The 11,051-nt window shown below is 45.5% G+C and carries 10 protein-coding genes; 6 read left to right on the forward strand and 4 right to left on the reverse strand.

The features are described 5' to 3' along the window. Positions 1-316, forward strand: a 316-nt coding sequence (locus tag JGK16_RS30630) for a transposase (protein WP_293193636.1), incomplete at its 5' end; no start/stop codon positions are given. Between the two features lie 58 nt (positions 317-374). Here JGK16_RS30630 and JGK16_RS30635 read toward each other — a convergent pair. Then, complete coding sequence (locus JGK16_RS30635; RefSeq protein ID WP_293193634.1) at positions 375-2,243, reverse strand: AAA-like domain-containing protein; 1,869 nt, start codon at positions 2,241-2,243, stop codon at positions 375-377. Positions 2,244-2,522: 279 nt separating this feature from the next. Between JGK16_RS30635 and JGK16_RS30640 the strand changes: the two genes are divergently transcribed. Continuing rightward, positions 2,523-2,696: a hypothetical protein gene (locus tag JGK16_RS30640; protein ID WP_293185671.1), complete on the forward strand. Its 174-nt coding sequence runs from the start codon at positions 2,523-2,525 to the stop codon at positions 2,694-2,696. A gap of 32 nt (positions 2,697-2,728) precedes the next feature. Beyond that, positions 2,729-3,079: a hypothetical protein gene (locus tag JGK16_RS30645; protein WP_293185672.1), complete on the forward strand. Its 351-nt coding sequence runs from the start codon at positions 2,729-2,731 to the stop codon at positions 3,077-3,079. 507 nt (positions 3,080-3,586) lie between these two features. On the opposite strand, the gene JGK16_RS30650 is transcribed toward JGK16_RS30645, so the two are convergent. The 3 genes from JGK16_RS30650 to glgA form a co-directional block, all read right to left on the reverse strand. Further along, positions 3,587-3,961 (reverse strand): DUF4342 domain-containing protein, encoded by a 375-nt coding sequence (locus tag JGK16_RS30650; protein WP_293193632.1) that lies wholly within the window; start codon positions 3,959-3,961, stop codon positions 3,587-3,589. 44 nt (positions 3,962-4,005) lie between these two features. Beyond that, the gene (locus JGK16_RS30655; protein WP_293193630.1) at positions 4,006-4,176 is read right to left on the reverse strand and encodes a hypothetical protein; all 171 of its coding nucleotides are present in this window, start codon (positions 4,174-4,176) and stop codon (positions 4,006-4,008) included. Positions 4,177-4,435: 259 nt separating this feature from the next. After that, positions 4,436-5,911 (reverse strand): glycogen synthase GlgA, encoded by a 1,476-nt coding sequence (gene glgA / locus JGK16_RS30660; RefSeq protein WP_293185678.1) that lies wholly within the window; start codon positions 5,909-5,911, stop codon positions 4,436-4,438. Positions 5,912-6,316: 405 nt separating this feature from the next. On the opposite strand from glgA, the gene JGK16_RS30665 reads away from it, so the two are divergent. From JGK16_RS30665 to JGK16_RS30675, 3 genes are all read left to right on the forward strand, one after another. Next, positions 6,317-7,003, forward strand: coding sequence for a sigma-70 family RNA polymerase sigma factor (locus JGK16_RS30665; RefSeq protein WP_293185680.1), 687 nt, complete (start codon positions 6,317-6,319; stop codon positions 7,001-7,003). A gap of 437 nt (positions 7,004-7,440) precedes the next feature. Continuing rightward, positions 7,441-8,436, forward strand: a complete 996-nt coding sequence (locus tag JGK16_RS30670) for a DUF1822 family protein (RefSeq protein ID WP_293185682.1) — start codon at positions 7,441-7,443, stop codon at positions 8,434-8,436. A 108-nt stretch (positions 8,437-8,544) separates the two neighbouring features. Further along, positions 8,545-10,914: a CHASE2 domain-containing protein gene (locus JGK16_RS30675; RefSeq protein WP_293185683.1), complete on the forward strand. Its 2,370-nt coding sequence runs from the start codon at positions 8,545-8,547 to the stop codon at positions 10,912-10,914. Positions 10,915-11,051 lie beyond the last annotated feature (137 nt).

An 11,051-nucleotide genomic window follows, 5' to 3' on the forward strand; every position in this document is an offset into this window, starting at 1 on the left:
TTATAAGAATGCTCGTCAACTGGCAGCCTATGCAGGTTTAACTCCCTGTGAGCGTAGCTCAGGAACTTCTGTACATGGCAAAACTCGTTTATCTTGTACCGGAAATGTCCGACTGCGAAAGGCTTTGTATATGCCTGCTGTGGTGGCGATGCGTTGTAATCCCTTACTCAAAGCTATGACTGAGCGATTATTGGGTCGTGTCCAGGTCAAAATGCAGGTGATTGGCGCTTTGATGCGGAAATTGGTGCATTTGGCTTTTGGTATTTTAAAGTCCCAAAAGCCTTTCGATCCCAATTATTTACTTGCTACCCCTTGACAGCTCAAGACAGTATCTACAATATCTGGAATTATATGATACCTAATCGCTCAATATTTTACCCGATCGCGCTCAAGTGCGATCGAAAATATTGCCGGTACAACTCGCACCTCGGCACGCACTCGTTTCCCTGCAACTTTACCAACCCCAAACTGTCCAACTTGAACGCCTGAATCGCCTTTAATTGCACCCCAGAATCCGCCGCCGCAATCTCTCTCATCCCCGCAGCTAACTCTGGATATTCTTCTAAATTCCACAGTTGGCGGCGCAAGTGATCGCTGTAAATTCCCGCATCGGCGATCGCACTTTCTTTTAATTCATCAATAGTCAAATCACCTCGCGAAATGTGATATAGTGCAACTCGTACTAAATACGGATGACCGCCGACTATTGCCGTAAGTTGCTCAACTTCGGCATCTGACCAACTTAAATTGTGCCGCGCTGCTAAGTCTTGGATTTGCCCAGCGTTGAATTCGGGCAAGTCTACGGGTAAGCCGACGTTGAAGGGCGATTGATTGATGTTCATCGGGATGTAAACTTCGGTGGAATGTACTACGATTAATCGCAGTTTTTTCCAGATATCCCGCCGCTTCGATTCTTCGTGCCACGCCCGCAGCAGTCCTAAAAAGTCTTCGGCTATGTCGGGATATTGGAAAACGCGATCGATCTCGTCTAATCCTAAAATTAGAGGACTATCGATTTGGGGTAAGATGTATTTCTCAAAGTAATCTTTGCAGTTGACTTTGCTGCCAAAAATATCGTCCCAATAATCGTCTAGTTGATTGGCTAAGTGCAATTCGCGTCCGACGTAAGCGCAAAACCATTTTAAGAATTTATCTAAGTTGGCGAATACACTTTTATCTACTAACTGAAAAGTTAGTGGCACTGTACAATAACCTTGACGGGTTCCGTGATGCAAAATTCTTGCCATCAAGGATGTTTTGCCCATTTGTCTCGGCGCTTTAATTCTAATTAACGCGCTGGGCTGCAAAATAGTTTGATAGCAACGTTCTTCGATGGGCGGGCGTTCTACATAAAATTGAGAAGCGACATCGACTTGTCCTCCGGGTAATTCCGGTTCGGCGCTGGGTAGAGGTATTTCGTCGCTGCTAATTTCTAATACTTGGTTTGGTGTTAAATCTTCCGGTTGTTCTTTGACTGGTGCGGGAGTTTCTGCTAGCAATTTCAACACTTCTTCGATCAGAATTGGAGTGTCGCCGTCCTTTTGCCATTCCCTCTGTTCGATTCGGTACAGATAGCCCCGCAAATCGTGGTTTAGAGGCACGTTTAAGGGAAAACCGACGCGAATCGGTAAAATTATTGGTTTCTTGTCAGGGCGAGAGTCTTGCAGTTCTTTGGCTTGCTGGACTTGATATGTTAGCAGTTCGCTTTGGCTGACTGTTGGCGGCAATAGCAATAGCAAATAATCGCATTCTTTGAGGAAGTAGTTTATGCGATCGAACCAATTATCTCCCAATCTAATGTTATTTTCGGCTGTGAAGACTGTATGACCGATCGCACTTAAGGCCGTTTCTAACTGTTTTCCCAATTCGCGATCGGGTTCGGCGCTGCGATAACTCACAAATACTTTAACACTTCTGTTGCTGCGGGCTGTTTCCCTTGCCGCGGGCAAATTGTCCGACTCAGCGACATCTTCGGCATCGTCTAGTTTAGCCGATCGATGGTCGCCATTTGTCAGAGTCAACTCAAACGCCGCGAACAACTGTCGCAGTTTGCTGAGATCCGCACCTTCTCTACCCTGCTTAATTTTGCTGACAGTATCCGCGCCAACGCCCGACTCGGCCTCGATTTCCGTCAGAGTACCTCTAATGTTATATCGGTCAGACCATTCTTGGAGCGCCTCATTAAGTTTCTTTAAGCCAGGGGCTGTGAGAATTCGACCGCGATCGCGTTTTGACTTGAGCACTTCTGTTGCACTGAAATGGGAAGGAATCTAGGAACTTTAACGCCTTAAGTTCCTATTTTAAGCGATTTTAAGGGAGATAGTCAGCCCGCCGGAATTTAAGGAATTTTACTTGTAGAGGGTTTTTAGGCGATCGACTTTCTCAAACTCTGTCCTGATAACGGCTTCAACCTGTGAATATATTTGAAAAGAAAAAAAAATCTTAACTCCCCAATCTCCCCTGCGAGCAACCACTGATTTTTTTTAGAGTAGATACATCAAGGAAAACCCAGGAGCATCACCATGAACAAAATTCTACACCGATTGGCAATGGCCGCCTTAGGAACTGCTTCAATTGTGACAATTAATACACTTAATAATTTAACAGAAGCATCGGCCGCTGGTAAATTTGACCAACCGCAAATTCATCAGAATACCATTTTTCCAATTCCTGTCCCCCATCAGTTGCATAAATAGCATAAATCCATTTATTTCATTCAGGAGAATTTATGAAGTCTACACTTTGCTCGCCACAATCTACCACTACAGAATCTAACTCCGTTGATGCTGATGCGATCGATGCCTGCACTGCATTAGCGTGGGTTGAATTGGTAGCCTTAGATAACAGCGCTCTCACGGGTGATGATTGGCTGGTGCTGTGCGATGATATTGATAGCGGGGAAATCTACCGCGGCTGGTTTCTGTGGCACGATCGCGAAGTTAGCGGTAATTGGGAAGCTTACGACCATTTGAACGATCGCCGATTTGTTGCCAAAAGCCAAGTTTTTGCCAAAAGTGCGATCGACTGCATCGAAGATGCGAGAAATCGCGCGATCGCACAACTAGAATTTGTACTCTAACACAAATACAACTCGTGCCGAGCCAACAATAATTCTGGGAATTATATTCCCGACTGAATGAACTTTCCGATCTACGCAAGACGAGAATAAACAGGTTTAATATAACCGGATGCAAGATAATTCCCGGAAACCAAATATTCTCAAATAAAATAATAAAAATTACGGGTGCATTCGTATGTAGTTGCGCTTCAGCGCTCTTTTAAAGCGCAACTACGTACCTTTTATAACTCTGGTATGTTGTTGCGCTTCAGCGCTCTTTCTTATTATATATGTAAGGACTGAGAATTAAATATAGCCTTTATCAAAAAGATGAGGTACGATTGACAGGTTACATAACCAGTTCCACTAAGAGGGCCCAAGCCCAACAACGTCCGCAAATCTTTTTGAGAATCGCTATAACTTACAGTTTGATGGTTCGTGGGATGGGCCACCCGAGCCCATCCCACAAATTTGTGTAAATTATTTAATTTCCGATCCTAAGAGCGCTGAAGCGCAACTACGTACCTATTACTCTTTTCGCTCGATAACCACAGTCAAATGAGCGACAACTGCCCCAACTGTTGCCAATACAGCAGCAATTGGAAAGACTACACTCCCTGCAACGCCGCCTACCAATCCCGCCATCAGCGGAATGTCTGCTAAAATCCGCCCTTCTGAGTTTTTGATCGCGAGGCGGCGGAGTTTTCCTTGCTCAATTAATTCTTTGACTTTACCAATTAAACTGTCGGCGCTAATCTTAAATTCTTCCACTCTAACTTTTTCCTCTGTTACGAACTCTGAGGTGAATAAAGGAGTTTCAACTGTTGGGTTGGCTGAATTTCCGGAGGCGGCTGTTTCGTCTTGGAGGATTGTTACTTGTTGTTCTAGTTGTTGTGAGTTCATTTTGTGTAGGGCGGGCGAACACCAGCCGTTTAATTTCTATACTTCTATCTTGTGCGATCGCACTTCGCACCGACAGGCAAGAAAACCCTACAAGCTACATTCGTACTTTCCGCCCCCGCCTTTTCACCCAAAACATTATCTCTGTTGACAGTTGACAGTTGACAGTTGACAGTTGACAGTTGGCAGTTGGCAGTTGGCAGTTGGCAGTTGACCAATTACCCATTACCAATTACCAATTACCCATGACCAATGACTACTGACTACTGACCAATGACCAATGACCAATGACCAATGACGGGAGCATCTCAGTTTTGATGTTTTGATTTTATAGTGCGAGCGTCCCCGCGAGCGATTATAGATCGCGAGCGGGGACGCTCGCACTGTAAAGAAATTGCTTTTTTGCAAAAGTGAGATGCTCTCCCAATGACTAATTACCAATGACCAATGACTAATGACTAATGACTACTGACTAACTTATTTGTGTCGAATTAGTTCGTAAATTTCCACATAGTCTTTAGCTGGATATTTCCACGAATTATCGCAATTCATCCCTTGAATCATGAGTTTTTCAAAGTCATCATGGTAGTCATACCACAATCCGATCGCCCGATCGAGCGCCGACTCTAAAGCGCAGTAGTCCGTTTGGTGAAATACGTAGCCGTTGCGCTCTTCCGGTAAGTGGTTGGTGTCGTAATCGCGATCGAACACCGTATTCACCAAACCGCCCACGCCCCGCACCACAGGCACCGTACCGTACCGCAACCCGATCATCTGAGTCAGCCCGCAGGGTTCGTAATTGCTCGGCACCACAATCATATCCGCACCCGCGTAAATTAAGTGCGACAGTTCCTCATTAAAACCCAGTTCTAAATGGCAGTCAGGATTGTCATTTAAAACCCATTTTTCGTGCTGAAAATGCGCGTTAATTCCCGCTTCCGTCGCCGAACCCAAAAGTACGAATTGCGCGCCTTTGCTCAGACAGTAATAAATTGCATGGTGGACGAGGTGAACGCCTTTTTGGTCGTCCAAACGACCGATAAAGGTAATCAGAGGCTTGTCAGCATCGCGCATTAACAGCCGATCGCGCAAAGCTGTTTTAGTTTCGGCTTTTCCTGCCAAATCCTCCGCAGTGTAGTGTTGCGGAATATAGCGATCGCTCTCGGGATTCCACACGTCGTAATCGATGCCGTTGAGCACCCCGCGAAATTTGTCTTGATATAAATGCAAAGTGTGGCCCAAACCGTAGCCGAACTCGCCGACATGAGCTTCCCAAGCGTGGTGCGGCGAAACCGTCGTCACAAAGTTCGAGTACACAATGCCACCTTTCATAAAATTGATGGCAAAGGGGTTAAAATTATCTTGCAGGCGATCGTACTGAAAATAATAATCATCTCGATTCAAACCCGTTGCTTGCAAAACCTCGCTGCCGCCCATACCTTGATGTTTGAAATTGTGAATGGTATAGCAGACTCGCTGATTTTCCATCCAATTGTATTTGTAAATTTCAAACAGCATGACTGGAATCAAGCCAGTTTGCCAGTCGTGACAGTGAATCACATCCGGGCGCTTGTTGCTTCTGAGCAAAAATTCCAAAGCAGCTTTGCTAAAAAATGCAAACCGCATATTGTCATCGTTGCCACCGTAATAATAGCCTCGGTTAAAAAAGTTATCTTGCGATCGAGGTTCGATGAAAAAACACAACACCCCGTGCACCCAGCCGCAGTACACATCGCAAAGGATTTCGCCGCCGTACCAGGGCACCGCCAAATCCCGATAGGCATCGTGCAGCCCCCAAATGTGGTCGTACCTCATGCAGTCATACTTGGGCAGAATAATCTCGACGGCGTTACCGGAATTCTGCAACTCCCGACTCAACCCATAAACTACGTCGCCCAAACCCCCTGCTTTGATGACGGGGGCGCACTCTGAGGCAATTTGTACGATGTACATTTTTTTTGCTTACTCCTGGATCAATCAAAAAATATTTTCTTAACTTGACAAAGTATATGATTTCTCAGCAAATAAGCAAGTCGCTCGTTAGACATAAAAGGGCGATCGCGCTTTCGACTAGCAGAATTCGGGGCTGTTGCCCACAAACGCAGAGAAGACAAAGGACGCATACGCGGCACAGCCTCAAAAATCGACACTTACCTTATTCGATGGCATTTGTCAACTAAATATTTCAAAAATTTTTGTGGAATTTTCGCGAAAATTTCTCGCAGGATGCTGATAACTGATTATCAGACAACACTTGTTTGGCTACCAAACATCAACTCAGCGATTCTATTGTGGAAACTCAACCCGCAAATGCCGTGTCTAGCATTCATCCAGAGACTCTTCAGGAGGCCCTCGCCGATGTCCGAAACCAAGGATGAAAAAAACAATTTAAGCCAACAACTGCAACAGCTAGTTGCTGAAGCTTGTTCGCATCCGCCCAAAAGCTTGATGCGGCGGCAAAAACTCAGCGAGATAGTGAGGCTGATTGTGAAATCTGGCAAACTTTGGCAAGAAGCGACGCCTCATTATAACGATGCTTTGCAGCAAACTTGGGTGTATTTTTGTCGCAATGTTTGTGTTTGCAAAGACAATACCACAAACAAACCTTACGATCCGAATCTGGGCAGCGTCATTACTTGGCTAGACAAATATCTCAAGATGCGGCTGAAAGACTTCTCAATCTCACAAATAGAACACCAAAATAGAGTTATTTCGCCGTCAATTTCCGAAGATTCAGAAGCAATTAACATTATTTATAATGTCGAAAATCCGCCGACTCATTCTGACAGTCCGCTAGTTATCCTAGAAGAGACTAAAAAATGGGTGCTGGCAGATCCCGAGGGAGAGTTAAAAAGCGTTCACATCAAAAAACGTCCCGATGTCACTTGCCAAATCTTAATTTTGAAACGTCTTCCTCCGGAGACTTGCTGGGAAAAGATTGGTCTTGAATTTAACTTGCCACCGTCAACTGCGCCCAACTTTTATAAAAGAGAATGTTTGCCCCGCTTGCGAAATTTTGCCAAAAAGCAAGGATATCTGGAATAACAGTTGACAGTTGACAGTTGACAGTTGACAGTTGACAGTTGACAGTTGACAGTTGATAGTTGATAGTTGACAGTTGACAGTTGACAGTTGACAGTTGACAGTTGATAGTTGATAGTTGATAGTTAATAGCGATGTTTGTTAGACTAAAAGTAAAATGTCGCTCTTCAAAAAGCCTAGAAATACGGGGAGTAACAACCCTTACTATTGGGTAATTGGTAATTTCTAATAGTTGCTATAGCGGTTCTCAAAAAAGTGAGGTATGCACCATGCCCTATGCCCTATGCCCTATGCCCTATGCCCTATGCCCTATGCACGTCGGGTACCTCATATGAGAGCTCGAAAGGCTATATCTGTAATTGACTTACCTGAGAAAGGCTAGAGAAAAGTCTGTTTTTGAATTTTCATCCTAAAACTATAGTTCACAGAGGAGAATCCCGATGAATGGCAACCTTAACAATATCAGGCAATCATCTATTCCACTGCCCATTACCACCGCAGCGCTGCGGCTGGCAGAGAAATTTTCAAATATTAAAGGATTGAGCACAGCAGAAAAAAGAGACCAAGTTTATTTCAACACTTTAGCTGTATGTGCAGTGAAAGATTACATGGAAATGATGGATATTCCTACAGATTTGAAAGCCAGCGACAGTTGGAACCCTGCGATGCGCCTTTACACCGATGCAGCAGATTTGAAATTAACTCAATTTGGCTATTTGGAATGCCGCCCTGTGAAGTCTGGCAAGTTTTGTGACATTCCGCTGGAAATACCTGACGATCGCATTGGTTTAGTAGCAGTTGAAATCGATACACAGCGGCAAGAAGCTACTTTGCTGGGATTTATGGCAACTGCAAGTGCTGGCGAGTTGGCGATCGACAAATTACAAAGTTTTGAAAAATTGCTGCTACATTTGGATAGTCTGAAACGCAGCAAAAAAGCTGTACAACTCAGTCAGTGGCTGCACAATATTTTCGAGGCCAGTTGGCAGTCTGTAGCAGAAGTTTTAGCGCCGCCAGAACCTAGTTTAGCTTTTCGTTACGGTAGCGCAGTCGTGCGGGCTAAGACGATCCATCTGACACCAGATATCTCGGAACCAGTATCAACAACCCTCAACTATTTTCGGGGAAAACCTAATTTAGATAGGGGTGTAGGAGTACCCGCCGAATCTGTAGCTTTGCTGGTGGCGATCGCACCAACGACTGATACTGATATTAATATTAAAGTACAGGTGCATCCGATCGCCGGTGCGGACAGCTTGCCGCTCAACCTGACTCTGAAACTCATCGACGGCGAAGGAACGACTGTCATGGAAGCTTGTGCCGTCAAAAAAGACAACGGCTGCATGACACTGGAATTTGCTGCCGATCGCGGAGAATGTTTCAGCGTTGTGGTAAAACTGAAAGAAGTCTGTATTGCAGAGAATTTTGTCGCTTAAATCGGCCCGCTGGTTATAAGCTGTTCAGCATTAAAATTGAACCTTTACCAGGAAGTTGGCTTGGGGAATCAAAAATCTCAGTGTATCAAAAACCTGAGAGTGTCAACCATGGAAAAATTAGTTGTCTTAAAGCTAGATGATAACTTGACAAAAGGCGTGCGAGCTACTCTGGAAATCGGCCCGGAAGGAGAACGGGCCACAGTAGAAATCCAAGGTTTCCTGCCTCCGAAACTAGAAATAGCTGACAACTACGATCGCTGGCAGTCAGTCTACCGCAGTTTGGGAGATTTCCGCATTAAGCCGATCGCAATTACCATTAGCGAATCTCGTACAGCACAGTTGTCCAAGTGTCGCGAGTTGGCGGAACAATTAAGCCTGCAAATCAATAGCTGGCTTGACTCTGAACCGTTTCGTAAACTCAAAGACACATTACTCGTACAATTAAACCCATCGGATACAGTTCGATTTTTAATCAAAACTGATGATATCGTTTTGCGGCGTTTACCGTGGTACTGTTGGAATATTTTCAATGGGTATCCGAAAGCCGAAATTGCCTTGAGCGCCACAGCTTATAAAAAAATACCGATTTCAGATCCCCCTAAATCCCCCTTAAGAAGGGGGACTTTGAGTGAATTCTCCCCCCTTTTTAAGGGGGGCTGGGGGGGATCTGCGGATTTGGAAAAATACCCTGCAAATCGCGTAAAGATTTTAGCAATTTTGGGGAATAGTGAAAATATTAATATTGAACAAGACTGCAAACTTCTGGAAGGATTGCCATCAGCAGAAGTTACTTTTTTGGTCGAACCAAATCGCAGAAAAATCTGTCAAGAACTTTGGGAAAACAACTGGGATATCTTATTTTTTGCGGGACATAGTGACAGCGATCCATCCGGGCGATCGGGAAAATTTTATATCAATAAAACCGAGAGTTTAACAGTAGAAGAGCTGAAACAAGGCTTCAAGCTAGCGGTTAACCGTGGCTTGCAGTTGGCTATTTTGAATTCTTGCGATGGATTGGGCATAGCGCGGCAGTTTGAAGATTTGGGCATCCCGCAAACGATCGTAATGCGAGAACCTGTATGCGATCGAGTTGCCCAAGATTTTTTAAAGTATTTTCTCGCCTCTTTTTGCAGCGGGGAATCTTTGTATGTGTCAGTGCGCCTCGCGAGGCAAAGATTGGCAGAATGCGAGTCAGAAATTCCCGCTGCGGATTGGCTGCCGGTAATTTGTCAAAATCCTGCTGCCAATCCGCCGACTTGGCAAGAGTTGGCAAATAAACCAGCACCTTTTCCTTGGAGGCGGCGCTTACAAATCGGGCTGTTGGCGATCGCAATTAGTGCTGTTTCTGTCACGGGAATGCGATCGCTGGGCTGGCTGCAAATATGGGAATTGCAAGCTTTTGACCAATTGATGCGCCTGCGTCCCGCCGAAAGCTCGGATTCGCGTTTGTTGCTGGTGGAAGCAACGGAAACGGATATCGAAAAATACGGCTTTCCGCTGCCGGATGGGACGATCGCCCAAGCAGTAGCAAATTTAGCACAATATCGGCCGCAAACGATTGCCCTGGATATCTTTCGCCCTCGCCCCTCCGGAGTCGGTTATGCAGCATTGGCTGCTAGCTTTCAGAGCGATCGAAGTTTAATTGGTTTGTGCAGCGTCAAAGAAAGCGGCAAACCGAACAAATGCGGCATCAAACCGCCACCTGCACTGCCAAAAGAGCGCCTCGGGTTCAGCGATGTGGTGGCTGATGCCGACGGCATTCTCCGCCGCCACTTGCTGTTTATGCAGCCGCAGACAACCGATCTTTGTGCTACAGAACACTCTTTGAGCATGAGGGCTGCGCTCCATTACCTAGCAGCAAAAGGCATCACACCAGAAACTTTGTCAGGAGATAAGATAGGGCTGAGAAAGGCAGTTTTTGCACCAATTCACGGCAGTACAGGCGCTTATCAAAACCTGGACAATCGCGGCTTTCAAATTATGCTAAATTATCGATCGCCCCGAACTTTTATTCAGCGAGTTAGCCTGACAGAACTGTTAGAAGGAAAAGTTAGTCCCAATTTGATTAAAGACCGAATTATTTTTATAGGTGTGACGGCGCCCATTTCCAATCCCGATGATTTTTTTACACCCTACAGCGCGCGAGAAATACCTTACCAGAAAATGCCGGGGGTGTTACTTCAAGCGCAAATGTCGAGTCAAATTATCAGTGCTGCTTTGGATGGGCGCCCGCTGCTACAAATTGTGCCTGTGTGGCAGGAAATGCTGTGGATTTTGGGCGGCGCAGCAGTTGGTAGCGCGATCGCGATTGTCAGCCGGCGCAGGCTGTTTGCGGTGTTGCGGGCGATCGCTTTTGCGGGGATTTTGGTCGGAATTTGCTGGTTTTTGCTAATCCAGGGTTGGTGGGTGCCTTTGGTACCGTCGGTTGTGGCAATGCTGGGGGCGTGTGGTATTGCGATCGTTTGTAAGCGAATCTAGTACCATCTCAGGGTTAAATAGGTACGTTGTTGCGCTTGAGCGCTCTTAATATATATAAGATCGGAGCGCTGAAGCGCAACTACATACCTTTGTTTTAGAAGGTGACATTATTTATTCAATAGACTTGTATTGCCACA

The sequence above is a fragment of the Microcoleus sp. PH2017_09_SFU_O_A genome (genome assembly GCF_020738625.1).
Classification (GTDB): Bacteria; Cyanobacteriota; Cyanobacteriia; order Cyanobacteriales; family Microcoleaceae; genus Microcoleus.

What these genes read in the sequence shown, in the direction of transcription:
- JGK16_RS30640 (WP_293185671.1), top strand. Translation starts at nt 2,523, where the DNA reads ATGAACAAAATTCTACACCGATTGGCAATGGCCGCCTTAGGAACTGCT.
- JGK16_RS30645 (WP_293185672.1), top strand. Translation starts at nt 2,729, where the DNA reads ATGAAGTCTACACTTTGCTCGCCACAATCTACCACTACAGAATCTAAC.
- JGK16_RS30650 (WP_293193632.1), bottom strand. Translation starts at nt 3,961, where the DNA reads ATGAACTCACAACAACTAGAACAACAAGTAACAATCCTCCAAGACGAA.
- glgA (WP_293185678.1), bottom strand. Translation starts at nt 5,911, where the DNA reads ATGTACATCGTACAAATTGCCTCAGAGTGCGCCCCCGTCATCAAAGCA.
- JGK16_RS30665 (WP_293185680.1), top strand. Translation starts at nt 6,317, where the DNA reads ATGTCCGAAACCAAGGATGAAAAAAACAATTTAAGCCAACAACTGCAA.
- JGK16_RS30670 (WP_293185682.1), top strand. Translation starts at nt 7,441, where the DNA reads ATGAATGGCAACCTTAACAATATCAGGCAATCATCTATTCCACTGCCC.
- JGK16_RS30675 (WP_293185683.1), top strand. Translation starts at nt 8,545, where the DNA reads ATGGAAAAATTAGTTGTCTTAAAGCTAGATGATAACTTGACAAAAGGC.